The 26015-nt window shown below is 62.8% G+C and carries 19 protein-coding genes; 8 read left to right on the plus strand and 11 right to left on the minus strand.

All coding sequences use genetic code 11. The annotated features are described in order from the left end of the window. Window positions 1-149: 149 nt before the first annotated feature. Window positions 150-3194 (plus strand): CHASE domain-containing protein, encoded by a 3045-nt coding sequence (locus CLU92_RS22660; RefSeq protein WP_257561390.1) that lies wholly within the window; start codon window positions 150-152, stop codon window positions 3192-3194. Here the strand turns inward: CLU92_RS22660 and CLU92_RS22665 are convergent, their stop codons facing one another. Next, window positions 3195-3569, minus strand: coding sequence for a hypothetical protein (locus CLU92_RS22665; protein ID WP_101483696.1), 375 nt, complete (start codon window positions 3567-3569; stop codon window positions 3195-3197). It abuts the gene before it with no gap. 211 nt (window positions 3570-3780) lie between these two features. Here CLU92_RS22665 and CLU92_RS22670 point away from each other — a divergent pair, with 211 nt between their 5' ends. Together CLU92_RS22670 and CLU92_RS22675 are read left to right on the plus strand one after the other, a co-directional pair. After that, window positions 3781-4017, plus strand: a complete 237-nt coding sequence (locus CLU92_RS22670) for a hypothetical protein (RefSeq protein WP_101483697.1) — start codon at window positions 3781-3783, stop codon at window positions 4015-4017. A 122-nt stretch (window positions 4018-4139) separates the two neighbouring features. Further along, window positions 4140-4649 (plus strand): hypothetical protein, encoded by a 510-nt coding sequence (locus CLU92_RS22675; RefSeq protein ID WP_101483698.1) that lies wholly within the window; start codon window positions 4140-4142, stop codon window positions 4647-4649. Between the two features lie 73 nt (window positions 4650-4722). Here the strand turns inward: CLU92_RS22675 and CLU92_RS22680 are convergent, their stop codons facing one another. From CLU92_RS22680 to CLU92_RS22700, 5 genes are all read right to left on the minus strand, one after another. Then, window positions 4723-7902, minus strand: coding sequence for an efflux RND transporter permease subunit (locus tag CLU92_RS22680; RefSeq protein WP_101483699.1), 3180 nt, complete (start codon window positions 7900-7902; stop codon window positions 4723-4725). A gap of 25 nt (window positions 7903-7927) precedes the next feature. Then, complete coding sequence (locus CLU92_RS22685; RefSeq protein ID WP_101483700.1) at window positions 7928-9130, minus strand: efflux RND transporter periplasmic adaptor subunit; 1203 nt, start codon at window positions 9128-9130, stop codon at window positions 7928-7930. Between the two features lie 12 nt (window positions 9131-9142). Then, window positions 9143-10381, minus strand: a complete 1239-nt coding sequence (locus CLU92_RS22690; protein WP_143452637.1) for a TolC family protein — start codon at window positions 10379-10381, stop codon at window positions 9143-9145. Window positions 10382-10487: 106 nt separating this feature from the next. Then, window positions 10488-10850: a cation efflux protein, CzcI family gene (czcI, locus tag CLU92_RS22695; protein WP_101483701.1), complete on the minus strand. Its 363-nt coding sequence runs from the start codon at window positions 10848-10850 to the stop codon at window positions 10488-10490. Window positions 10851-10892: 42 nt separating this feature from the next. Continuing rightward, a complete protein-coding gene (locus CLU92_RS22700; protein WP_101483702.1) occupies window positions 10893-12440 on the minus strand; it encodes a C13 family peptidase in 1548 nt (515 codons plus the stop codon). A gap of 186 nt (window positions 12441-12626) precedes the next feature. Between CLU92_RS22700 and CLU92_RS22705 the strand changes: the two genes are divergently transcribed. Further along, window positions 12627-14573 carry a GAF domain-containing sensor histidine kinase gene (locus tag CLU92_RS22705; protein ID WP_101483703.1) on the plus strand — a complete coding sequence of 649 codons (1947 nt, stop codon included), beginning with the start codon at window positions 12627-12629 and terminating at the stop codon, window positions 14571-14573. Between the two features lie 91 nt (window positions 14574-14664). On the opposite strand, the gene CLU92_RS22710 is transcribed toward CLU92_RS22705, so the two are convergent. Continuing rightward, window positions 14665-16176 carry a response regulator gene (locus CLU92_RS22710; RefSeq protein WP_101483704.1) on the minus strand — a complete coding sequence of 504 codons (1512 nt, stop codon included), beginning with the start codon at window positions 16174-16176 and terminating at the stop codon, window positions 14665-14667. Between the two features lie 434 nt (window positions 16177-16610). Here CLU92_RS22710 and CLU92_RS22715 point away from each other — a divergent pair, with 434 nt between their 5' ends. Then, entirely contained in the window at window positions 16611-17114 is a 504-nt protein-coding gene (locus CLU92_RS22715) for a DUF3016 domain-containing protein (protein ID WP_101483705.1), read from the plus strand. Between the two features lie 19 nt (window positions 17115-17133). Here CLU92_RS22715 and CLU92_RS22720 read toward each other — a convergent pair whose 3' ends face one another. The 3 genes from CLU92_RS22720 to CLU92_RS22730 all read right to left on the minus strand — a co-directional run bounded on the left by CLU92_RS22720 (window position 17134) and on the right by CLU92_RS22730 (window position 20032). Then, window positions 17134-17922 carry an ABC transporter substrate-binding protein gene (locus tag CLU92_RS22720; protein WP_101483706.1) on the minus strand — a complete coding sequence of 263 codons (789 nt, stop codon included), beginning with the start codon at window positions 17920-17922 and terminating at the stop codon, window positions 17134-17136. 71 nt (window positions 17923-17993) lie between these two features. After that, the gene (locus tag CLU92_RS22725; protein WP_071079638.1) at window positions 17994-18437 is read right to left on the minus strand and encodes a thioesterase family protein; all 444 of its coding nucleotides are present in this window, start codon (window positions 18435-18437) and stop codon (window positions 17994-17996) included. Window positions 18438-18583: 146 nt separating this feature from the next. Beyond that, complete coding sequence (locus CLU92_RS22730) at window positions 18584-20032, minus strand: sorbosone dehydrogenase family protein (RefSeq protein WP_101483707.1); 1449 nt, start codon at window positions 20030-20032, stop codon at window positions 18584-18586. A gap of 268 nt (window positions 20033-20300) precedes the next feature. Between CLU92_RS22730 and CLU92_RS22735 the strand changes: the two genes are divergently transcribed. Both CLU92_RS22735 and CLU92_RS22740 read left to right on the plus strand, forming a co-directional pair. Further along, a complete protein-coding gene (locus CLU92_RS22735) occupies window positions 20301-21407 on the plus strand; it encodes an S-(hydroxymethyl)glutathione dehydrogenase/class III alcohol dehydrogenase (RefSeq protein ID WP_101483708.1) in 1107 nt (368 codons plus the stop codon). Between the two features lie 144 nt (window positions 21408-21551). Beyond that, a complete protein-coding gene (locus CLU92_RS22740; protein ID WP_101483709.1) occupies window positions 21552-21785 on the plus strand; it encodes a hypothetical protein in 234 nt (77 codons plus the stop codon). A 12-nt stretch (window positions 21786-21797) separates the two neighbouring features. Here CLU92_RS22740 and CLU92_RS22745 read toward each other — a convergent pair whose 3' ends face one another. After that, window positions 21798-22802 carry a GlxA family transcriptional regulator gene (locus tag CLU92_RS22745; protein WP_101483710.1) on the minus strand — a complete coding sequence of 335 codons (1005 nt, stop codon included), beginning with the start codon at window positions 22800-22802 and terminating at the stop codon, window positions 21798-21800. Between the two features lie 354 nt (window positions 22803-23156). Between CLU92_RS22745 and CLU92_RS22750 the strand changes: the two genes are divergently transcribed. Next, on the plus strand, window positions 23157-25943 hold the full coding sequence (locus CLU92_RS22750) for a DUF6701 domain-containing protein (RefSeq protein WP_180338572.1): 2787 nt from the start codon (window positions 23157-23159) through the stop codon (window positions 25941-25943). The last annotated feature ends 72 nt before the right edge of the window (window positions 25944-26015 follow it).

Raw genomic sequence — 26015 nt, forward strand, 5'->3', positions numbered from 1 at the left:
TCTTTTTAATACAATATTCAGCATTGCAAGGGCGCCCGCTGTAACGTACTATCATTCTCATCGACTACCGATGGTAATCGTGCAGCCCGCTGCCAGCCATGCTGCTGAGCGTGTAGCGGTTTGAGGTCCGTTCTGCTTGTCCGCCTGTCATGCCTACACGCGCGCCTACGTCGTGGTTTGCTCGCTCAGTGTCGCACTGGGTGGGGCCGCGCGTGCTGGCTGCGCTGGTACTGGCACTGTGCCTGGGACTGACGTATGGCGCCTGGCGCAATGCCAGCGACGCCAGCGAACAGCAGGTACAGGCCGATTTTGACTTCCGCGTGCGCGAACTGGTGGGCAACATCGTTGTCCGCATGCAGACCTATATCCAGGTGCTGCACGGGGTGCAGGGACTGTATGCCAGTTCGCAGGACGTTGCGCGCCGCGAATTCCAGGCCTATCTGGCGGTGCAGCAGGTGGACCGCCACTTTCCCGGCATTCACGGCATCGGCTACCTGCCCCTGTTGCCGGTTGCCGGGCTGGCGCGGCACGAAGCCGGCGTGCGCGCGGAAGGCTATCCCGGCTATGCCGTGCGTCCGCCCGGCCACCGCGCCTGGTACGCGCCCATTACCTATCTGGAACCTTCAAGCGAGAGCAACCTGCTGGCCATCGGCTACGACATCGGGTCCGAAGCCGTGCGCCGCGCCGCGCTCGAGCAGGCACGCGACACGGGCCAGGCCGCCATGACGGGCAAGATCCATCTGGTGCAGGATGGCGGCAGCACGCAGGCGCATGGCTTCCTGGTCGTGTTGCCCGTCTATGACAATGGCTTGCCGCATGCCAGCCTGGCGCAGCGGCGTGCCGCCTTGCGCGCCTGGGTGTTTGCGCCGTTCCGCATGGGCGACCTGATGGCGGGCGTGGGTGGCGAGGGGGCGCGCCAGCTGGACCTGGAAATCTATGATGGCGCGCAACTGACCGAGGCGGCCCTGATGTATGACAGCTTGCCGGGCGCGCAGTCGTCTGCCGCGTCGGACAGCCTGGTGTCGCAGCAGGCGATCAGCATCGCCGGCCATGCCTGGACCTTGCGCATGCGCGCCATGCCGGGCTTCGATGGCGAGCTGCTTGCGCGGCCCCGCCTGGTGGCCTGGGCCGGCTTGCTGGCCAGCGTCGTGCTGGCGCTGGCGGCCTGGCTGCTGGCGGCGGGCCGTGCCCGCGCCCAGGCGGCGCTGGCGCGCTCGAGCGAGCTGACTGGCCAGCTGGAGCAGGGGCAGGCGAGCGTGCTGGCGATGGCCGAGGCAGCGCAGCGTAGCCAGGCCATGCTGCGCAGCATCCTCGATTCGACCATCGACGGCATCCTGGTCGATAACGTCGATGGTCGCATCTTCACCTCGAACCGGCGCTTCCGCGACCTGTGGCAAGTGCCCGATGCACTCGACTGGCAGGCCGATGGCGCGGCGCTGGTGCGCCATGTGGAATGCCAGCTGGAGCAGGCGGCGCCTTTCCTGGGAGCACGCGCCCACGCGCCGCATGGCCACCGCGAGCGGCGCGACGTGCTGCATCTGCGCGATGGCCGGGTGGTCGAGCAGTACGTGCGCAGCATGCAGCTGGGCAATGAACAGGCGCGCTTGTGGACCTTCCGCGATATCAGCGAGCGCAGCCAGATGGAGCGGCGCGAGCACACGCGGCGGCAGGTGCTGGAAATGCTGGCCACGGGCGCACCGCTGGAACGGGTGCTGGAAAGCGTGGTGCTGAGCGTGCAAGCCGACCATCCTGCCATGCTGTGCAGCATCTTGCTGCTCGATGAAAGCCGCCACCGCCTGGTGCTGGGCGCGGCGCCGAGCTTGCCCGCGTTTTTCAACCTGGCCAGCCATGGCCATGACCTCGACACCCTGCAGGGCGTGCATGGCATCGCGGTGCAGGCCTTGCGCGACGGCCAGCGCGTGATCGTGGGCGACTTGCATGCCGCTGCCGATGCGCAAGAGACGATGGAACTTGCGTGGCGAGCCCAACTGCAATCGTGCTGGGCCGAGCCCGTACGGGGCGGCTCGGGCAAGCTGCTGGGCGTGATGATGGCGTATCACCGCCAGCCCACGCTACCGGGCGCGGCACATCTGGCGCGGCTCAGCGAGGCCGCGCATCTGGCCGGCATGGCCATCGAACAGGCGCAGGTGGCGCTGGCCCTGCGCGCCGGCGAAGCGCGTTTCCGCAGCCTGTACGACCATGCACCCGTGGCCCTGTGGGAACAGGACTGGTCGGCCGTACGCGCTGCGCTCGATGCGCTCGAGCAAGCGGGCGTGCGCGACCTGGGTGCCTACTTCCACGCCAATCCGGACGCGCTGCAGCGGCTGGCGGGGCTGGTGCGCATCATCGATGCGAATGGCGCCGCGCTGGCGCAGGTGCGCGCCAACGAGGATGACCAGCGGCGCGGCGCGCTGGGCCTGGCGCAGAATTTCGATGATAGCGCCTTGCCCTGTTTTGGCGATGCGCTGCTGGCGCTGGCTGGCGGCGCCCACCTGTACGAGTGCGAGAGCAGTTTTGTGCGTCTCGATGGTGCGGCGCGGCAAAATGAATTGAGCTTGCTGGTGATGCCCGGCCATGCGGACAGCCTGGACTTTGTCATGGTGTCTACACTCGATATCACCGAGCGCAAGCGCATGAACGCGGAATTGCTGCAGCTGGCCACCACCGATTTCCTGACTGGATTGCCGAACCGACGCCACTTCATGGCGGCGTTGGAAAACGAGCATGCACGGCTGCAGCGCGAACTGGCCAGGTGCGCCAGCGTGCTGATGCTTGACATCGATCATTTCAAGCGTGTCAACGACGAGTATGGCCATGCGGTGGGCGATGCCGTGCTGCGCCACTTGGGCGCGCTGATGTGCCAGGCGCTGCGCAAGGTCGATGTGCCGGGCCGCGTGGGCGGCGAAGAATTCGCCATCTTGCTGCCGGGCACGGACCTGGCGGCGGCAGCCGTGTTTGCCGAACGGCTGCGCCGGCGTGTGGCGGAAAGTTCGCTGACCACCGATGGCGGCATCCTGATCACCATTACGGTGAGCATCGGCATGGCCGCCATGGCCGGCACCGATGCCGATTGCGACGCCGTGCTGGCGCGCGCCGACGAGGCGCTGTACCGGGCGAAGCGTGGCGGGCGCAACCGCATCGAACAAAATGATGGCGGCAGCGACGGCGTGCTCAGCAAGTTCATGGCGCAGTGATTACAGGCTGTGCTGACGCGCTTGCGCTTGCTTGTGCTTGCGGCTGAGGATCAGCCAGACGATGGCGACGGGTATCAGCAGCGGCAGCAGCACGGGCGTGCTCAGCGCCAGTACCAGCACCACGCACAAGGCCACCACGGCGATCAGCACCACGCCCACGCCAGCCAGGACGACCCCTGTCACGACGGCGGCACACACCAGCGCAATGGCGGCGATCAGCAAGCCGCCACCGGCAAACACCAGGCCGAACAGCCATTCCAGAGGACCGTCGACATCGTCGCCGTTGAACTGCATGTGCATGTCGCTGCCGCTTATCTTGTCGAGGAACAGGCAGGCGAGCATGACGATGAGGACGAAGGTGAGCAATTTTTTCATGGTAAGCCTCAGTGGGTGTGTGATGGGGTGTTGCATGGTCACACTGTAGGGGGGCGCCGGGCTGGCCGCCAGCAGTGTGCGACAGGCGGTTGTTTTCACGGTATGGGAGGTCTGTACGGGCAGAAAACGCTGATCTGGAACAAGATTTCTTTTCTTGTAAAACGCGCAAGCCGTCCTATACTGAACACCTCAGTCTCGCAAGGAGGGCAACATGCTTTTGTTTGCAGATACCGGGGATCAATCGCTATCCCTTTCCCACCATCGAACCACGCGCCAGCCTGGCGCCACGCAGTCCTGCGCCGAGCCCGTCGGCGCGCCATCGGCGATACCGCCGATCATCATCAACCCCTTTAATTACCACGCGCCGCTGCCAGCCATCGACCCGCGCTGGGTGCCGCCCGGTCCGCCGCTGACCTGGCCCAACCGGCCTGCCATGTCCATGTGTTGATCGCCGCCATGGCGGCAGGCTGGGCCGTGCTGTGTGACGTTCCGTCGCCATTGCGGCAAGGCGGCACGGGAGGGCGTTTTCGACTATCATGCTAGCCCCGACCCTCCATCACGAGCACCGCCATGAGTACCGATTTTCCCGACTTTTCCGACGAAGCAGCCGAGCAAGACAATGACGCCCCGATCCAGGAGCCGCGCCTGTGGGTAGGCAATGGCTGGACGGCGCGTGTGATCAAGAACGAGGAAGATGAAGGTTGGGCCGTGGCCATGATCAAGGATGGCGAACCGGAGCCGGCGCTGGTGGGCCCGTGGACCATGGGCCGCGACAAGAAAAACCCGAAGCCGCTCGACGTCAACGCGTTTAATACGCTGGTCAAGACAGCTTCGGAAGTGCTGCGCCGTCACGAGCAGCAGCTGCATGCACAATTGCACAAGAACCTGTTTGTCGCCACCGACGAGGGTCAAATCAAGGTGATGTTCGACATCGTGCCTGATGAAGACCACCCGTACGCGGAACTGAGCGCCTACGACGCGGACGGCGAACAGATCGCCAAGGTACGTACCTCGGCGGCCTTCAAGTTCAATGCCACTGCAGCAGCGAACTGGATCGAGGGCGGCTACCGCAAGCCATGACCAGGTAGGTCGGATTAGCGGGGCTTTGCTCCGCGTAATCCGACACCACCACCGGCGCCAACAATGTGTCGGATTACGCGTGCCCTTCGGCCACGCTAATCCGACCTACCTCCTCTTCCTCCTCCTCTTGCCGGCGGTATGCCAGCCGGTACAGCAATGGCAGCACCAGCAAGGTCAAGGCCGTCGACGACAGGATGCCACCGATCACCACGGTGGCCAGCGGGCGCTGGACTTCGGCGCCCGTACCCGTGGCAATGGCCATCGGCACGAAGCCCAGCGACGCCACCAGCGCCGTCATCAGCACGGGCCGCAGGCGGGTAATGGCGCCTGCACGTATCGCTTCCTGCAGCGGCATGCCCTGTTCGCGCAGCTGGCGGATGTAGGCGATCATCACCAGACCATTGAGGACGGCCACGCCGGACAGGGCGATGAAGCCCACTGCTGCCGAGATCGACATGGGAATGTCGCGCAGCCACAGGGCGACGATGCCGCCCGTCAAGGCGAACGGGATGCCGCTGAACACCAGTAGCCCATCCTTCACGTTGCCGAACATGGCGAACAGCAGCACGAAGACGAGCGCCAGCGCCACGGGCACCACCAGTTCCAGGCGTTTCGTGGCCGACTGCAATTGCTCGAACTGGCCGCCCCAGCTGGTCCAGTAGCCGGGAGGGATGGCCACCTGCGATTGCAACTGCTGCGTGGCGTCGGCCACGAAGGAGCCGATATCGCGTCCGCGCACGTTGGCGCTGACGACGATGCGGCGCTTGCCGTCTTCGCGGCTGATCTGGTTCGGCCCCGGCGCCACTTGCAGGCTGGCGACTTCACCGAGCGGGATGAAGCGTGCGCGGCCTTCCGCCGCCGCCCCCACAGGCAGGGCGATGGGCAGGCGCTTCAATTGCTCCAGGTCGCTGCGCAGACTGTCGGGCAGGCGCACGACGATGTCGAAGCGGCGGTCGCCCTGGAAGAGAGTGCCTGCCTCTTGCCCTCCGATGGCCGTGGCTATTGCCGATTGCACGTCAGCAATGTTAAGGCCGTAGCGGGCCGTCTGCTCGCGGTCTATCTGCACCGTCAGCATGGGCAAGCCCGTCGTTTGTTCCACTTTCACTTCGGTGGCACCCGGAATCTTGCCCAGTACGCCCGCGATCTTCGCCGCCGTGCTGTCGAGCACGGCCATGTCGTCGCCGAACAGTTTCACGGCCACGTCGCTGCGCACGCCGGAAATCAGTTCATTGAAGCGCAGCTGGATCGGCTGCGAAAACTCATAGTTATTGCCCGGCAAGCTCGTGGCCGTCGCTTCGATTTCCGCCAGCAACTGTTCGCGTGATTTGCTCGGTTCCGGCCACTGGTCGCGCGGCTTGAGCATGATGTAGCCGTCGGAAATATTCGGCGGCATGGGGTCCGAGGCGATTTCGGCCGTTCCCGTGCGGGCGAACACGCGTGCGATTTCCTTGTGGTTTGCCATCAGCTTGCTTTCCAGTTGCTGCTGCATGGCCAGCGATTGCGTCAAGCTGGTGCCGGGGATGCGCAAGGCCTGGATGGCGATGTCGCCCTCGTTCAGGCTGGGCACGAATTCGCTGCCCATGCGCGTGGCCAGCAAGCCTGACAGCAATACGGCCACCGCCGCGCCCGTCAGCACCACGGGCGTATTGCGCATCACCTTGCCCAGCAGCGGCGCATACCAGCGCTTGGCCGCGCGCATGATGGCATTTTCCTTTTCCGCCACCTTGTCGCCAATAAACAGCGCCACGGCGGCAGGGATGAAGGTGATCGACAGCAGCATGGCGCCCAGCAGAGCGATCACCACCGTCAGGGCCATCGGCGTAAACATGCGGCCTTCCACGCCCGTCAGCGCGAAGATGGGCAGGTACACGACCATGATGATCAGCTGGCCATACAGCAAGGGCCGGCGCGCTTCTTGCGATGCCGCAAACACTTCATGAAAACGCTCCTGCAAGGTCAGCGGCCGTCCCAGTTTCTGCTGGGCATGGGCCAGGCGGCGCACGCAGTTTTCCACGATCACCACGGCGCCATCGATGATGATGCCGAAGTCCAGCGCCCCCAAACTCATCAGGTTGGCGCTCACATGGTATTGCACCATGCCCGTAAACGTGAACATCATGGCCAGCGGAATCACCATGGCCGTGATGAGGGCCGCGCGGATATTGCCGAGGAACAGGAACAGGATGGCGATCACCAGCACGGCGCCTTCCAGCAGGTTTTTCTTTACCGTATTGATGGCCTTGTCGACGAGGACCGTGCGGTCATACACGGTGACGGCGTGCACGCCTTTCGGCAGGCTGCGGTTGATTTCCACCATCTTCTTGTCGACGGCTTGCGAGACGGCGCGGCTGTTTTGCCCGATCAGCATGAACACCGTGCCCAGCACCACTTCGCGGCCGTTTTCCGTGGCCGCGCCCGTGCGCAGCTCGCGCCCCAGCACCACATCGGCCACGTCGCGGATGCGGATGGCCACGCCCTGCACATTGGCGACGACGATGTTGCCGATGTCGCTTTTTGAGGCCACCTGACCCGGCGCGCGTATCAGCAGCTGCTCGCCCTGTCTTTCGATATAGCCGGCGCCCACGTTGCTGTTGTTGCGCTCGAGCGCAGTCACCACGTCTTGCAGGCTGATGCCGTAGGCGGCCAGTTTTTCCGGGTAGGGCGCTACCTGGTATTGCTTGGCGTAGCCGCCGATGGCATTGATCTCCGTGACGCCCGTGACGTTGCGCAATTGCGGTTTGATGATCCAGTCCTGGATTTCGCGCAAGTCCGTGGGCGTGTACGGCGTGCCATCGGGCTTCTTCGCGCCGTCCTGCGTCTCCACCGTCCACAGGTAGATTTCGCCGAGGCCCGTGGAGACGGGCCCCATCTTTGGCGTGATGCCAGCCGGCAAACTTTCCTTGGCTTCCTGCAAGCGCTCGTTGATCATCTGGCGCGCAAAATAAATGTCCGTGCCATCCTTGAAGATCACCGTTACCTGCGACAGGCCATAGCGCGACAGCGAGCGCGTCTGCTCCAGGTTCGGCAAGCCGGCCATGGCCGTCTCGATGGGGAAGGTGACCCTCTGCTCGGTTTCCAGCGGCGAATAGCCCGCGGACTGGGTATTGATTTGCACCTGCACATTGGTGATATCGGGCACGGCGTCGATGGGCAGCTTTTGATAGCTGTAGATGCCCAGGCCGGCCATGGCGGCCACAGCCAGCATCACCAGCCAGCGCTGGTCGATGGCGAAGCGGATCAAGCGTTCAAACATGATGGTTTCCTTAGCTTTGACGTGATCAATGTTCGTGGCCGGCGGAATCTTTGCCCAGCTCGGACTTCAGCACAAAGCTGCCTTGCGCCGCGTACGGCGTGCCGGCGGCCAGGCCCTGCTTGATATGCGTCAAGGTGCCATCGCTACGCCCCAGCACCACGGGCGTGGCCTGGTAACCCTCCTTGACTTGCACGAAGACGACGGGCTTGTCTTCCACCGTCTGAATGGCCGTGCTGAGCACGGTGACGGGCGCGTCCGCTTCGCCGGACACCACTTCCACCGTGACGAACAGGCCCGGGCGCCAGGCCATGTTGGGGTTTTGCAAGCTGATACGTGCCTTGGCCGTGCGCGTCTGCTCGCCCAGCAGAGCGCCCACGTAGGTGATCGTGCCTTGCGCGCTGGCATCAAAAGCGCTGGCTTTTACTTCCGCCTTGCCTCCCATGCGCACGGTGGCGAGGTCTTTCGCTGGCACGGCGATTTCCGCCCACACGGTCGAGAGGTCGGAAATGACGAAGATGTTCGCGTCTTCCTTGACGGCTTCGCCCAGGGTGATATGTTTTTCCAGCACCATGCCATCGAACGGCGCGCGGATGTCGTAGCGGTTCAGCGGCCCTTTGCCGGAAGCACCGGCGCCCAGCGCGCTGAGCTTTTGCTGCGAATTATGAACGGCGATTTCCGCCTCGCGCCACGTTTGCTGCGCCTGCAGATAATCTTGCTCCGCAGAAATTTTCTCGCGCCACAGTTTTTCTTCGCGTTCATACGTGGAGCGGGCCAGGGATAAACGCCGCTGCGCCGACAGCAATGCGCTGCGCTGTTCCGACAGTTCCGTGCTGGCGATGACGGCCAGGATCTGCCCCTTTTTCACCAGCTGGCCCAGGTCAGCCTGTACGGCTTCCACCACGCCTGCCAGGCGCGGCACGACGTGGGCCGTGCGGTCTTCATTGAAACGGATTTCGCCGGGCAGGGCGATTGTCGTCTTGATGCGCCCTGGCGCGGCCGTGGCGATGACGACGCCGGCCGCGCGGCTTTGCGCAGCCGTCAATTCCAGCCTGCCTTCCACTTCCTCGTGGCCATGTTCGTCTTTCTTTTCCGCATGTGCTTCCGCCTTGACGGCAGGCGGCGGCGTCTTGGATGTGCCCGTGCCGAGGATGAGAATGGCCAGGACGATGCCGGCGGCCGCGATGGAAGCGATGGCAATCGCCTGCTTTTTGTTCAGTGTGATATTCATGGATGGTGTTCCTTACAGGGAGGCGGGGGCGCCCAGCAGGCGCTCGATCTCGGCAGCGGCGTGCTGCGCTTCGGTCAGCGCGCGCAGGTATTGGTTTTTGGCTTGCAGCAAGGTGCGCTGGGCATCGAGCACGTCGAGGAAGGCGAACTTGCCGAACTCAAAACCCTTGCTGGCCGCGTCGTAGGCGCTTTGTGCGCCAGGCAAAATGTCCTGGCGCAAGCTTTCCACGTCAAGCCGGGCCGTGGCCAGCCGTTCGCTGGCGGCGGCTACATTGGTCTGCACGGCGATGCGGGCGGCGGCCAGCTCGTCGCTGGCCTTGTCGCTGCGGCGCAGGGCGTCGAGCCTGTTGCCGGCATTGCGGTCGAACAGGGGCAGCGGCAAGGCCAGGCCGATGATGGCCTGGTTGCGGCCCAGCTCTTCCGAGCGCTTCATGCCGATGCTGACCGTGACGTCGGGCGTGGCGCGCCGCTGTTCCACGTCCAGCATGGCTTGCCGCTGGGCCAGCGCGCTGTGCGCCTGGCGCACGGCCGGGGCCTGGTCCAGGCGTGCCGCCAGTTCGCTGGCGGATGGCAGCTCCGGCAAGGTTTCCAGGCGTCCTTCCGCGACGCTGAAGCGCGGCGTGGCATTGCCCCACAGGGCGGCCAGGCGCTTGCGGGCGCTGGCCAGGGTACTGCGGGCCAGGTTCAGCTCCAGCCGCACGCTCGCTTCGGCAACCTTGGCACGCGTTTCTTCGACAGGGGACGCCTTGCCGGCCGTGACCCGGCGCGCCGTGATGTCGCTGGCGCGCGCGGCCAGCGCCTGCGCGCTGTCGGCCAGGCGCAAGCCTTCCTGGGCGGCCAGCACGTCGACAAAGGCGGTGGTCACGGCGGCGCGCGTGTCGGCTTGCTGCAGGAACAGGCCGGCTTGCGCCAGGTCTTCGCCGCGCTGGGCGACGACCGTGCGGGCACCGCGCTTGCCGCCCAGTTCTATGAGCTGGTTGAGCTGCACGGTGGTGCTGCGCGTGGCGCGCCGCGTGTCTTCCAGCACGGTTTGCAGTTCCGGATTGGGCAGGGAGCGCGCCTGTTGCAGGGCGCCCCCTTGTGCCGCCAGTTCATGGCGGGCGGCCGACAGGGTGGCGTTGCCGCCTTCGGCGAGCAGCAGCGCGGCGGGCAAGGTCAGGGGGCCGGCGGGCTCCGCAGGTGTTTGCGCATGGGCAAGATTGCCGGCCAGCAGGCCGGCGGAGAGCAATAACAGATGAATGGATCGGTACATCGAATTCTCCAAAAGCATGGAAAAGAATTCGACGGGACGCGCAGGCTGGCGCCCAGGTCAATCAGGCGCGTGTATTGCGATCAGTGGAATGAAATGTCCCGTCGGCCTAAATGGCCGACGACCAGTCAGGGCGCTTGGGAGCGTCCGGGATGTGAGAAGCGTAAAAGAAGGGGGAAGTGTCCGCGTTGACGGAGGCCATGTCGCCGACCGGCAGGCTGGAGCCGGCCGGTAGCCACGCATGGCCAATGCCATGGCAGACGTTGCAATCGCTGTGCGGCTGGCCTTTTTTCTGCTGGTCAGCTTTGTCAGCCACGGGTTTCTTGTCAGCATCCGCCTTGTGCTGGTGGCTGTGGTGGCCCAGGTGCTGCGCCGCCTTGCCTTCTTCGTGCAGGCAATACGCGCTCGCCGCAGCCCAGGACATCTGGAGCGGAAGCACGAACAGCAGCAAAATGAGGAAGAATCGTCGCATGGTGAAGGCTATTGTACAGAAAGGCGGGCGACCGTGCCCAGCTTAGCGCGGCTGGGCGCGCCACGCCTTCAGCTGCCCGGCGATGGCCTTGCCCTGGAACATTTGCGGCTCGGAATGCTCTTCCGCTTCCATGCCGCCTTCGCGGAAGTCGGCCGCCTCGCGCGCCTGCACCAGCACCCTGGCCTGGTCGAACGCTTCGGCAAAGCCAGCACTCTTTGGCAGCGCTTCCTTGAAATACGCTTCGCTGAAATACGTGAAATCGCTCTGGTCGTCGCACCCGAACGAGGTGCGGTCGCTGCGCGCGGCCGTGATGACCAGCGTCTGATCATCCTTCAGCGCATCGATGAAACCGCCCGCGTAGCAGGCCGAGATCACGATGACCTTCCAGCGGATGCCGCTGTGCTTGAGCATGGTGGCAAGCTCCTGCGCGGGCAGGCTGTGCAAGTCCATGCCGTTCTGCGCCAGCGCCAGTTCGTGCTCGGGCGAGCCGTGGCTGGTGAGGAACAGGAACAGAATGTCGTTCCGCTTGTCCATCTTCGCGCCCAGCGCATCGAGGCTGGCGGCTATGCTGGTGCGCGTGGCCATCGGCTGCTGCGCCACCGTGTTGCGGCTATTGACCAGCATCAGGGAGCGGCCTACGGTGCCGTAATCGCGGTCGAACTGGCGCTGCACGAAGGCCGTTTCGCGGTGAAACACTTCCTGCGCGCCATCGCCCGCCACGCCCAGCAAATACAGATTGATTTTCTTCGCCGCATCGCGCGGCGCGATGCGCGCCAGGGCACCGTCGAGCAGGGTGCGCTGGTTATACAGGGCCAGTTCGATATTGTCGCGCGTGAGCTTATCCAAGGCCGGGTCGTCCAGCTGGCCTTCGGTCCAGTTGCCGCTGTCTTCGCGCCGGCCATCGGCCTGTGCGACGGCGTAGCGCAGCACGCCCTTGCCGTCGAATTGGCCATTCTTGAAACTGCCCCGGTATTCATCGCCGTCGGCCGTGCGCAGCACGCCTTCGCCTTCGAATTTCCAGTCTTTCAGCTCGCCTTCGTAGTGGATGCCGTCGCTGGTGCTGACCTTGGCCTTGCCCTGCAGCTGGCCCTGTACGAAGTCGCCTTCGAAGACGGTGCCGTCCGTGTCGGTCAGCTTGCCTGCGCCGTGCGGGCGCCAGTGTTTGAAATGGCCTTCGAAGGTGGCGCCATCGGCACCCTGGAAGCGGCCTTGTCCTTCGAAGCTGCCCTTGACGAAGTCGCCCGCATAGATCTCGCCCTTGGGCGAGGTGTAGCGGCCGATGCCATCGAAGGCACCCTGGCGGAAGGCGCCCGTGTATTCGACGCCGGACGCCTGGCGCAGCGTGCCCTGGCCGGAAAACACGCCGCGCGCGAAGCCCCCTTCGTAAAACGCACCGCTCGCGTACTCGAGCCGGCCCTGGCCGTGCATCTTGCCCGCGACGAGGGGGCCAAAATAGCGTCCGCCATCGGCCGTTTCCGCTGCCGGCGCCTTGGCTGGCGCGGCGCACAGCGGCGGCATGCCCAGCGCGGCAAAGGCCAGCAGGCCAGCGAGGGTATAGGGGCGAAGCGAGGCGCGTAGCGTGGCAGTCATGAGGACGGTCTGGTCTGTAGGAAGGGGCCTAGTCTGCCACTGTATCGCCAGCGTGGCAAATGCCGGCGTTGCGTGTGTTGCTCTGCCTTAAGGCAAGATTGTGCGTTTTATGCCGTGCCAAGGCTGGGCTGAACTGATAATATTGATTTTCAGAACATTATATGTACACAAGGCACACAGTTACCCATGGAAAGCCGTCTTAGCCGCCTGGAAGCCGTCCAGACCGTGTTGCTGGAAATCGGGCAGCGCTCGAGCACCTGCAGCGATATCAGCGAATTCCTGCAGGCGGTGCATGCGGCGCTGGGGCGCATCATGTATGCGGCCAATTTTTATGTGGCCCTGAGCGACCGTGACGACGGCCTGGTGCGCTTTCCCTATTTTGTCGATGAATTCGATGCGGCGCCCGACCCGGACGTGGGCGTGCGCCTGGCCAGCGCCGCGCAATCGCCCACGGCGTGGGTCATCGTCAACCGCAAGCAACTGGTGATGACGGCCGACGACGACGCCATGCGCGCCATCGGTGGCGGCGCCTGGGGCGGCGGCACGGCGGCCGAGCACTGGATCGGCTGTCCGCTGCTGGACCAGCAGCACCAGGTACTGGGTGCCATCGTCATCCAGAGCTATGACGCGCAGCACCGCTTCAGCCTGGAAGACCAGGCCCTGTTCGCGCTGATCGCCACGCACGTGTCGAGCGCCCTGCAAGGCATGCAAAGCATGGACCGGCTGGAAAAGGCGGTGCAGGAGCGCACGGCCCTGCTGGCGCACGAGGTGGCCGAGCGGCGCCGCGCGGAAAACCTGCAGCATGCGCTATATGAAATCGCCAACTTGTCGGCGCAGGCGTCCGATGCGACGACCCTGTATGCGCGGCTGCACGCCATCATCAGCGAGCTGGTGACGGCGAAGAACTTCCTCATCGCCCTGTACCATCCGGACAACAAGGACATCACGATCCCGTATTTTGTCGATGAAAAGGATGCGCAGGCGCCCGTGAAGCGCTTTCATTACGGCATCGGCATGAGTTCGTACGTGCTGGCGCGCCGCCAGGCCTGCCTGCTCGATGCGGACAGCTATGCGGCGCTGGTGGACAGTGGCGAGATGGACGAGCCGCTGGGCAATGTGGGCATCGCCAGCTGGATGGGTGCGCCCATGCTGCTGGGCGAGCGGAAATATGGCGTGATCATCGTGCAAAGCTACGATACTTCCGTCGTGTATGGGCAGGCGGAACTGGACGTGCTGGCCTTCATGGCCAGCCATGTGGCCGTGGCGATGGCCCGCATCCAGGCCGACAGCGCCATGCGCCAGGCCAAGGAAGCGCTGGAAGAGCAGAACGCGGCCCTGAACAGCGCCCTGAGCGCCTTGCAGGAGGCGCAGTCGGAACTGGTACGCCAGGAAAAGCTCGCCTCGCTGGGCCGCCTGGTGGCGGGCGTGGCGCATGAAATCAATACGCCGCTGGGCATTTGCGTCACGGCCACCAGTCACCTGGTGCAGGAATTGAAGCTGACGCGCGAAGACCTGGACGGCGGCCAACTCGATGAAGACGGTTTGCGGCAGTTTTTCGACATCATCGACCAGACCCTGCGCATCATGACGACGAATACGCAGCGTGCCGCGGCGCTGGTGCGCAGCTTCAAGCAGGTGGCCGTGGACCAGTCGTCGGACGAGTTGCGCAGCTTTAATTTGCGCAAATATCTCGATGAAATCCTGCTCTCTCTGCAGCCCAAGCTGAAGGGCAAGCCGATCAAAGTAGACATCGATTGCGCGCCCGAGGTGCAGCTGCGCAGCTATCCGGGCGCCGTCTCGCAGATCGTCACGAACATGGTGGTCAATTCACTGGTGCACGGCTTTGTCGAAGGCGAGCCGGGCAAGATCAGGATCAGCGTGCGGACGGCCGGCGAGATGCTGGAACTCGACTACAGCGATGACGGCATGGGCATGGATAACGCCACCCTGGGCCAGCTGTTTGATCCCTTCTTCACGACGAAGCGGGGCTCGGGCGGCAGCGGCCTCGGTGCGCATATCCTGTACAACCTGGTGACGGGGCCGCTGGGCGGCACGGTGAAGGTGGTCAGCGCGCCGGGCATGGGATTGCATTACAAGATCCGTTTCCCGCTGGAGCCACGTAGCTCGGATTAGCGGCAAGGCCGCGTAATCCGACGCTACCAGCGGCGTCAACGATGTTGTCGGATTACGCGCGGCGTTGCCGCGCTAATCCGACCTACGCCTTTTAATCAGGGAAACGCTGATTCAACGCAAGCGCTTCGTCGAGATTGGCAATCAGCAACTCCACATACTGCGGGTCGAGGTGGCTGCCGCTCACTTCGCGCAGGTAGCTGACCACGCGCTCCAGGGGCCAGGCGTCCTTGTAGCAGCGCTTGTGCATGAGGGCGTCGAAGACATCGGCGACGGCGGCGATGCGCGCGTATTTGTGGATGTTTTCGCCGACCAGGCCTTGCGGATAGCCGCTGCCGTCGTACTTTTCATGGTGCTGGTGGGCGATCACGGCCGCTGCTTTGAGCAGCGGGCGCTGCGAGCCGTCGAGGATGGACATGCCCACCGTCGGATGCTGCTTCATGATTTCCCATTCGGCCGCGTCGAGCTTGCCCGGTTTGAGCAGCACGGCGTCAGGCGTGGAAATCTTGCCGATATCATGCATGGGCGCCGCGTGGCGCAGCACCATGGTTTCCTCTTCCGACATGCCGGACGCCTGCGCCAGCAGCTGGCACACTTCGGCCATGCGGCGCACGTGGTTGCCGCCTTCGTGCGAGCGTGATTCGACCACGTCGCCCAGGCGCAGGATCAGTTCGGCCTGGGTATCGGTGATTTCCTGCGTCAGCAGGATGTTGTCGAAGGCGATCGCCACGCCGGAGCAGAATACTTCCAGCAATTGCGCATCGAGGTCGGAAATCTCTTCCACGCCTTTGAGTACCAGCAAGGATGCCTTGCCGCTGCTGTTCGGAAAATAGCCGACATAGGTGTCGCCGTGCAGGCGCGAGATTTTATTGCTCTTGGCATGGTCCAGCTGCGACAGCAGGGACGGGCTGAGGATGCCGCCATCGGCTTCATGGTCGCCGATCTGCGCAAGGATTTCATAATCCTGTTCGCCCGTGATGGCGCTGGCGCCGCGCAGGCGCAGCAGCATGCTCGTTTCCAGGCGCAGCAGGGCGACGACTTGCTGCAGCAGGCCGCTGGCGAAGTCGCGCAGGTTGCGCTGCTTGAAGATATGCGCCGACGCCGCGATGACTCTTTCCAGGCCTTCGCGATAGTGCAGCTGGGCCAGGCGCGCCTCTTCCACCTTCATGATGTCGCGGTAGGCGCGCAGGGCGGCAAAGGTGGTGGTGAACAGCTTGGTGCGGTCCAGTTCCGTCTTTTCCTTATAGTCGTTGATGTCGTAATTGACGATCACCCGTTCTTCCGGCGCCTGTCCCGGCTGTCCCGTGCGCAGCACGATGCGCGTAAACTGGTTGCCCAGGTCTTCGCGCATCCAGCGCGCCACCTCCAGGCCGCTGTCTTCGCGTTCCATCACCACGTCGAGGAAGACTAGCGCGATGCCTTCTTCGCGCGCCAGCACCTGCTTGGCTTCGGCGCCGCTATACGCATGCACGAAGCTCAGGGCGCGGCCTTCGAGGCGGAAACGGCTCAGTGTCAGTTTGGTGATGTCGTGGATGTCGGGTTCATCATCGACGAGCAAGACTTTCCAGGGGAGTAACTTGGGTGAGGCTGAAGACAAAAATGACATAAGGGCGAGTTCCGCTAAAAGGCATAACTGACGCAATGCTGAGACGCCCGCGCCAGGCTAGCCTGTGCGCCACGACTGGCGTTGCGCGTTTTTTGGGCGCATTTTATCGATTGTAGACTGACGGCCAAGTATTAACAATAAGCAAGAAAAATTGACCAACAACATGCAACACAGCTGCTAAAAAAACACTTTAAATGCCTGCTGCTGACACTATCTATACTTTATCGCTTAGGCAACTATATTTTCAAGACAATACTTTGTTTTAATTAATATTGCCAATGAATCTGCAAAAAAATACGCCGTTCCGCCTTTCTCACGGAAAACCAGAAAAGTAACAAGGTATGAATTTCGCGTCAGAATCGGGTGGAGCGCGTTATATTGAATAGGCATAAGAAGTGGCCCCATGCCACTCACTTTTCCTGAAAGGGTACATCATGCAAAAGCAAACGACGCGCGCCCTGATCGCCGGCCTGGCCTTGCTCGCCAGCAGTGCGGCCTGGGCAGGAACCGAGGTGCATTTCAGCAAACCGGATCAATTCACGGATGTCCCGTTCAATCCGCACGAACGGGAAGAGGCGTTAAAGGAACTGAGTCGGCATTTTGCGAAGCTGGGCGCATCGCTGCCACCCGGGCAGACCTTGAAAATCGACGTCACGGACGTGGATCTGGCGGGACGTGAAGATCCCGCGCTGCGTGCCGGCCAGGATATCCGCGTCATGAATGGCCGGGTCGACTGGCCGCGCATGCGCCTGCACTATGTGCTGGAACAGGATGGCAAGGTCATTCGCAGTGGCGATGCAGCCTTGTCCGACATGTCGTACCTGACCCGCATCAATCATTACTTCAGCAATGAAAAGCTGCGCTATGAGAAGCTGATGATCGATGACTGGTATGGCGACACCTTCGGCATCAAGGTGAAGCGCCAGGCGCGCAAGTAAGCGGGCGTGCACCGCTATGTCAGCGCAGGTACGCACCTTCGATGCGTGCCAGCTGGCCGTTCTGCCGCATGGCAAGCAGGGCCGCATTCATCTTGTTGATGAAGTCGGCCTTGTAGGCGGGCGTATTGCGCGCGCTGTAGGCAATGTAGGTGGCTTCGGATGACAGTTCCAGCACTTCGTGCAATTGAAAGGCGTATCGGTCCAGTTCGCCTTGCAGCTGGCGCGCCGTGTGGCGTGCCGCGCCGCGGTCGCTGGCGTAGCAATCGATGCGCCGCAGTGCCAGTTTCTTCAGATTGGCTTCATTGCCCTTGGCCGCTTCCAGGTGCAGCAATCCCTGGCGGGCCGGCGCCATCAATTTTTCCGACAGCAAAAAACCCGTGTTGACGCCTATGGTCAGGCCGGCGAAGTCGGCAGGAAAATGCGTACGCGGCGTGCGCATCACGGCATCATGGCAAAACAACACCACCGATTCGCGGTACAACATGGTCGAATACGGTTGCACGTACGGCCGTTCCCGCTTGTACCCGGGCGGGAACAGGCCGAATACCTGGCCTTTTTCCAGCGCATCGAGACCCCGTTTCCAGGGACGCGGCTGCAGTTCCAGCCGGTAGTCGGGCATCGTGCTGGCTGCCAGGCGCAGGATATCGATGTACATGCCCTTGAAGACGCCGTTTTCCACATAGCTGTACGGTGCATAGTCGTCGTCGCCGTACAGGATGACGGTTTGCGGCGCGGCCAAGGCGGTCGTCGGCCACAGGCCCGGCAAGGTCAGGGCCAGGCATAGTCTTGCCGTTATCGCTGCTTGCATGCCGCTCCAGTGTTAATATCTTCCTGGCAAGTATACAGCATGGCGGCAAGGTGACCCGCTTAATCCAGCCCTTAATCGATCCAGTTCACCTGCGGGAACTTGCTGCCGAACTCTTCAGGCATCGGCACGACCTGGCTGCGCTTGTAGTTGAAAAATACAAAGCCGGACTTGGCCATCGCGATCAGGGTGTTGTCGCGAGGACGCGTGATGCGGAAGGTGATGTCGCCGCCATATTTATTAAAATCCATGACGCCCACTTCGAACAGCAGCTGGTCGCGCGCATGGGCTTCGGCACGGTAGGTAGTGGCCAGGTCGGTGACGATGATGCCGGTGCCGTCCGCTTCGATGTCGCGCACGCCGAACTCGAACAGGAAGCGGGCGCGGGCCTCGGAAATCATGGAAATCATGGAATCGTTGCCGAGATGGTTGCCGGCATTGATGTCCGTGGTGCGTACCGTCAGTTGCGAGGAATAGCAGTACTGGTCTTCGGGAAATTCAAGTTTCAAACGGGCCATGGTGTTCTCTTGGGCTGATGCGCAGGGCGCGGCGGAAAAAAACCATTTTAGCCGGTTCCCCGCGCCCCGTCGAAAAACGCCCTCAGCCGCGTGCGCCACCATGTCCGCCTGCGCACGCTTATTTGCGCACGCTTATTTATGTACGCTTATTTACGGACGATCTGGTAGACCTTGCCCGTGCCGCTCAGCATGTACAGCTCGTTTTGCGCATCCTGGCCAAACGACAGGATATTGCCCACGTTAGTGATGCCCCAATCTGTCACGGCGGAAGCCGTGCCATTGCCGTAGCTGAAGCTTTTTAGCCAGCCGCTGCAGTAGTCCGAATACAGGTACTGCCCGACCAGTTCCGGCAGGGCGGAGCCCCGGTACACATAGCCGCCCGTGACCGAGCAACCGCCGGCAGCATCGTGGCTGTATTCGATGGCGGGCAGGACCAGAGCCGCCTGCGCGCAACTGCTGCTGTTGTAGCAGTGCGCGCCTTCCATGATGTTCCAGCCGTAATTGTTGCCCGCCTGGCCCATGGGATGCACATCGACCTCCTCCCAATTGGCCTGGCCCACGTCGGCGATATACAGCAGCTGGGCCGGCATGTCGAAGGCGTAGCGCCACGGGTTGCGCAAGCCGTATGCCCAGATTTCAGGGCGCCCACCTGCCGTGGCAAATGGATTGCCCGGTGGAATGGCGTACGGCAGGGCCACCGTGCTGGCGTTGACGTCCAGGCGCAGCAGTTTTCCCAGCAGGACGTTCGTATTTTGCGCATTGCCGGACGGATCGCCCGCGCTGCCGCCGTCACCCGTGCCCGCATACAGGTAGCCATCCGGGCCAAAGCTGAGCAAGCCGCCGTAGTGGTTGCTGAACGTGGGGTGGGGTATCGTGAGGATGGTCAGGGCGGACAGGGGATCGGCCACGTTGGCGTTGCCCGCCGACACTTGTCGGCGCTCGATGACGATATCGCCGGCCAGGTTGGTGTAATACAGGAAGAAATAGCCGTTGCTGGCATATTGCGGATGGAAGGCCATGGATAACAAGCCCCGTTCGCCGCTGGTGCTGGTCAGGCTGCTGATGTCGAGGAAGGGCGTGGCCAGCAGGCCGCCGTTCTGTACTACGCGGATGCGGCCGGGGCGTTCGAGAATGAAGAGGCGGCTGTCGCCGGGCGGCGCCGTCAGGAAGATGGGCGCGCTCAAGCCGCTGGCCACTTCTTGCAGGGCCAGGGCCAGCGGTGCCGTGGCTGCATAGGTGACGCCGGCGCTGGCCGTGGCGTCCGCATTGATTTGCACCTGCTGCGTGACGGGCGTGGGGGCCAGCGTTACCGTGCCTTGCGCAACGCTGGCGGCGCTGAGCATGTAGGCGCCGGGCGCCAGCTTGGTGAGCGTGGTGCTCGCCGTCAGCAGCTTGCTGTAGGACGCGGGCCCCGTGACCGTGACGGCGCCCGCCACGCCGGCCGGCAAGCCGCCGATGGTGACTGCCAGGCTGCCGGTGGTGGCGCCGGGTGGTGGGTGGTCTTGGCCGCCGCCACAGGCGGTCAGCAGGGCCAGGCAGCATGCCAGCAGCAGCGCTGGCCAGGTGATGGGCAGTCGGAATAGCGAGTTGCGCATGTCAGTCTCCTGCGGGAACGATGAAATGGCGAGTCAGTGAGATGCATCAAGGGAATGCTGTTACGTCAAGAATGCACGTTTTTGTGCCCGCAAGATTGAGCTTGCGCAAGCGTACGCCTGTCATACACCGCGCTTCCGTGCGCTGCTGCACGGTACGGCGGCATCGGACAAATTCGCCGCGTTTTCAGACAAGCACGGGGCCAGCTGCCCCATCGCGTCCGCCGGCGCCCGATAATGGCGGATCTGAAACCGAGCAGGAAGAATCCCCATGAAAACCAAAGCCGCGATTGCCTGGAAGGCGGGTGCCCCGCTGACCATTGAAGAAGTCGACCTGGCCGGCCCGCGCGCCGGCGAAGTGCTGGTCGAGCTGAAAGCCACTGGCATTTGCCATACCGATTACTACACCCTGTCGGGCGCCGACCCGGAAGGTATCTTCCCGGCCATCCTCGGTCATGAAGGCGCCGGCGTCGTCGTCGACGTGGGTCCGGGCGTGACGACCCTGAAAAAGGATGACCACGTTATCCCCCTGTACACGCCGGAATGTCGCCAGTGCAAGTTCTGCCTGTCGCAAAAGACGAATTTGTGCCAGGCCATCCGCTCCACGCAGGGCCGCGGCCTGATGCCCGATGCCACCAGCCGCTTTTCGCTGAATGGCCAGCCGCTGTTCCACTACATGGGCACCTCGACCTTTTCCAATTACATCGTCGTGCCGGAAATCGCTCTCGCCAAGATCCGCGAAGATGCGCCGTTCGACAAGGTCTGCTACATCGGCTGCGGCGTGACGACGGGCGTGGGCGCGGTATTGTTCTCGGCCAAGGTGGAAGCGGGCGCGAATGTGGCCGTATTTGGCCTGGGCGGCATCGGCCTGAACGTGATCCAGGCGGCGAAAATGGTCGGCGCCGATAAAATCATCGGCATCGATATCAACCCGGCGCGCCAGGCCATCGCGCGCAAGTTTGGCATGACGCATTTCATCAATCCTAACGCGGTGGAAAACGTCGTCGATGCCATCGTGCAATTGACCGACGGCGGTGCCGATTATTCATTTGAATGCGTCGGCAACACGACGCTGATGCGCCAGGCGCTCGAGTGCACGCACAAGGGCTGGGGCAAGTCCTTCATCATCGGCGTGGCGGCAGCGGGCCAGGAAATTTCCACGCGGCCATTCCAGCTGGTGACGGGGCGTGAATGGCGCGGTTCGGCCTTCGGCGGCGCACGGGGCCGCACGGACGTGCCGAAGATCGTCGACTGGTACATGGAAGGCAAGCTCAATATTGACGACCTGATCACGCACCGCTTGCCGCTCGAACGCATCAATGAGGGTTTCGACCTGATGAAGAGCGGAGAATCGATCCGTTCCGTGGTGCTGTATTAATCTTCTTGTATTAATCTTCCTGTATTGATCGCATCGTAATGTACTCAATGCGCAACACTTGACGGACGGGGCAGGGCGGCAGGCTGTACTTCGCTGCCTGCGCCTGCTAGTGTGAAGGCATCCGCCTTGCTTTGGGAGCCGTTCATGTTTGCCACTGCCTACCTCGCCACGTTGCGCCGCATGCTGCCCATCTTCCTCGGCGCGGCCCTGTCCTCCCTGCTGGCCTTGTGGTGGAGCAATGCCGCCATCCTCGCCTCGCCCGCCATCTGGCTGGCGCTGCTGGCCACCTATCTGCTGTGCGCGCTGATGTTTACGCCGCTGGCCTGGCACCGCCAGCAGTTGGCCACGCGCCACGTGCGTACCAAGAAGTCGCGCTGATTCTCGCTGCGCCTAACGCGCCGTGCTGGAAAAGCGTTCGCGGTAGTCGCGTGGCGTGATGGCGAGTTTCTTTTGAAACAGGCGGCGCAGCCTTTCCTCGCTGTGCAAGCCCGCCTGCACTGCCACCTGTTTTAAGGAGGACACATTGTCTTCCAGCAAGCGGCGCGCCACTTCAAAGCGGGCCGTTTCGATGAATTCCGTGGGGCTGCTACCCGTTTCGCGCTGGAACACGCGCGTAAAATTGCGCTCGCTCATGGCCAGCCTGGCCGCCAGCAGCGGTATGCTGAGTTCTTCGTCCAGGTGTTCCATGATCCAGCCCTGCAACTGGCGGATGGTGGGATGCGTGGTCATCTGGCTCGACAGGTGCACGGAAAACTGCGACTGGCCGCCGGGCCGTTTCAAGTACACCACCAGGTCGCGCGCCACTTCCAGCGCGATATCGCGGCCGAAATCGTCTTCCACCAGGGCCAGGGCCAGGTCGATGCCTGCCGTCACGCCGGCCGACGTCCAGAATTTCCCCTCTCGCACGAAAATCGCATCGGCATTGACCTGTATCAAGGGATAGCGCTGACGCAGGCTGTCCACGGCGCTCCAGTGCGTGGCGGCGCTCTTGCCGTCGAGCACGCCCGCTTCGGCCAGGAAGAAGCAGCCCGTGCACAGGGCCGCCAGGGTCGTGATGCGCGGCGCCGCCTCGGCCACCCAGGCGGCGAGGGCGGGGATGTCCTGCAAGACTTGCTCGACATGGTGGCAGCCGACGATGACGGCCAGGTCGGGCAGACGGCTGGCATCGAGCGCCTTGCTGGCGTGCAGCGACATCAGGGTGTCGGACTCGACGGGGCCGATGGCCGTCGACGCGATGCGCACGTCGTAGCCACCGGGCAGATTGCGCAGGCGCAAATGGGTGTTGGCGTAGTCAAACACTTTCATGGCGCCGATGGCTTCGAGCGCCTTGAAGCCTGGATAGACGATGATGTCGACGGTGCGCAGGGGGAATTCTTTGGGGCTTTGCTTGATCATGCGAAGTACGTGTGGGTGGAAAACACTGCCATAATGCAACACCTGCGATGGTACAGCTTAGCATGAGATAGTTAATATGCCGCCCGCCACCTCCCATTTATCCGATTTCTGAACATCGTGCGCATACACATTTTTTTCCTTGGTTTGTTCTTCTTGTTATCGACCGGCATGGCCCAGGCGGCCACCCTTAATTTCGATGGCGGCGCTGTCGCTGGCTGCAACGTGAACGAAGCCAGGACAGAGTATACCTGCGCGTCCCTGGCGATGGAGTGGAACGACGCCGTCGTTATTGGTACTGGCATCAGCGTTGTAGTCAACAGTCCTGTGACCATAACGTATAACCAAGGCTTGACGATGAGAGGCACAGCTACCCTGACGGCCAAGGGAGATATCAATGTCAGCGACAACCCGCCATCGAGTTTAAAAATAAGTGGCGGTACCATTATCGCCAATGGCGGCACTTTCATCGCAGGCGGGCAGAACGGGCAAAACATAGTCGCCAATATCATAGCGTCGTCGATCAAGCTGGGTGGTAGTCCGATCAGCGTGACAGGCAATCTTAATACAACGGGTGCCGTCACTATCTCTGCCCGTTCGACCGTGAATGGCGCTATCCAGGGCGGCTCCGTGGCCATCGAGGCTGATGCCAAGGTCACAAACGGTATTAGCTCGACAGGGCCAATAAATCTCGCATCGAGAGTGAATGTCACGGGGGCTATTACCGGTACCACCATCGTTACCGCTTCCGCTGTCGTTATTGATGGCAGCATCACCGCCAGCACCTCGCTCTTGATCGAGTCTGCAAGCAAGGTGACGGGCAACCTGACTGCCCCTTCCATCCAACTCAAGTCGACGGACCTGGTTGTGACGGGCGATGTCAAGGCATCCCAGACGCTGGTCGTTGAGAACAAAGCTACCATCAAGGGCAATGTAGAAGGTGGAAACGTGACCCTTGGGAATTCCGATGCGACCATCACCGGCAACGCCTTGGTCGATCACATTACATTGGGATATCACGGCCGGGTGCAGCAGACCATTACCTGCAAGGCCTACACGCCGTCCAATCCGTGCAGCTGCGTGACGAACAACAGTGGCTGGACCTTCAATGAACCGATGGGGCCGAAGTGCGGTCCTGGCACGCAGGCGGGGCCGCACCATTTTCAGATCGACCATTCAGGCACGGCCCTGACGTGCGCGCCGCAGACGGTAACAGTGACGGCGTGCGCGGATGCCGCCTGCAGCGCGAAGTACACGAACGGCGCGAATGTCACCGTCAGCCCTGGCGGCACGGCGACGCAGATAGGCAGCAGCGGCGTGGCAACGGCCAGCGTGCGCCAGTACACGGCCGGCACGGCCACCTTGAGCCTGACGAGCGTGACCGGCACCACGGGTGCGCTCGTGTGCAAGCGCAGCTCGGACAATAGCAATAGCTGCGACATGGCGTTCGCGGCAACAGGTTTGATTGTCACTCCCGTCAACCACGTCTCTGCCAAACAACAGGCGTTTGGCATCAGCGCCGTGCAGGCCAGCGGAGACCAGCAAGCCTGCGTGCCCCTGTTTGCGAATAAAAACAAGGACTTGACGCTCACTTGCGGCTACAGCAATCCCGCCAGCGGCAGCTTGCCCGTCTTCGTCAAAGGCACGGGTGGCTTCATCGCCCTGGCGGCGGATAACAGCAGTGCTTGCAGTGCCTTGGGGAAGACCGTCAACCTGGCGTTCAATGGCCAGGGCGTCGCCACGGCCACTATGTCCTACGCGGATGTGGGGCAGCTGAATTTGAAGGCCACCTATGCGGGGTCGGCCACTACGGGCGACGCCGGCTTGAGCATGACGGGCAGCGGTAGCGTCATCGTCGTGCCGGCCAAGTTCGGCCCCGTTACCATCGCTACTCTCCAACGCGCGGGCGCGCCCGTGACGGTCAGCATGAGCGCGCTCAATAACGTGGACCAGTTGACGCCGAATTTCGGCAATGAAAAGATAGCAGAGACGGCGCTGCCTACGCTGGCCAGCCTGGTCAGGCCGACGGCGATCGAAATGAGCAAACCAGCCAAGCCGGACATTCAGGGTGGCTTGGTTTTCCAGAATGGTAACGTTGCCAGCAGCGACATGAGCTGGCCGGAAGTGGGAACGATCACCATCGCCTTCAAATTGGCCAATCGCAACGGCTACCTGGATGCCAACGCTACGGTGCCGGACTTGCCCTTGGCATCGAGCGTGAGCAAGGCGGTGCAGCTCATCCCGCACCACTTCATCACCGAACTGATCAGGACCGGCGCTGCCGACAGCATCGCCACGCCATGCGCCGCGCCGCTCACCTGTGCCGACGATGGGGAAAAAGGCCGCTACGCCTACTCGGGGCAGGCCATAGGCGTGCGCGTGACGGCGCGCGCCCTTGGGGAGACGACGACCCAAAATTATGATGAGCTCAATCCGAGCGCCCTGGCGCCCGTGTTGCTCGAAGGCTGGGATGCGGCCACGGGCACGATTTCCTTTCCGCCGAGCACTCCTGATGGCAGCAGCCGCCTCACCGACGGCAAGAAGGAGCAAAATACCGTCACCGGCGTGGCGCCCGCGAAATTCACCCTCGGCGTCGCCTCGCCCATGGTCGCCTACCGATTTCCGGGCAAGGCAGGCGTGCCGGTGAAGGTGGCGCCTACCGACGTGCGCTGGCGCGCCAGCAGCACGTATCCCGGCGGTACCGTCGTCAGTTCAAAGTCGGCATTGATACAGAACGAGGCACGGATGACTGTGCTGTCGGGGCAATGGCAGGTAGCTCATGGCTATGGCTCGGAGTTGCTGCCAGTCCGGCTGGCCGTGCAAGTCCAGTACTGGAATGGCAAGAAATGGACGACGAATCTGCTTGACAGCATCAGTGCGTTCTACAAGTCGCACGTGGTGCTGGCCAATTGCAAGAAAACCCTGGATTGCGCTGCGCTGGTCGCAGATGACCGGACCTATGCCGTCGTGCAAGGTGCACTGCCGCAGTTCAATCGCCTGACCTTGCTGGCGCCTGGTGCTGGCAAGGCCGGCAGCGTGGACGTTTCCGTGGGCAACCATCCCTACCTGGGTAGCACGGTGGGCGTCGTCGTCTTTGGCATCCTCAGATCGGGCCCCGTGATTTATCTGCGCGAGATGTATTGAGCCTGGACAATGGGCGGGCGCAGACAGGGTAAAAAACCAGTAACATGCCTGGCTGTGGCATTCCCCTCAACC

Origin of the sequence: Janthinobacterium sp. 61 (genome assembly GCF_002846335.1) — a bacterium.
GTDB lineage: Bacteria > Pseudomonadota > Gammaproteobacteria > Burkholderiales > Burkholderiaceae_D > Janthinobacterium.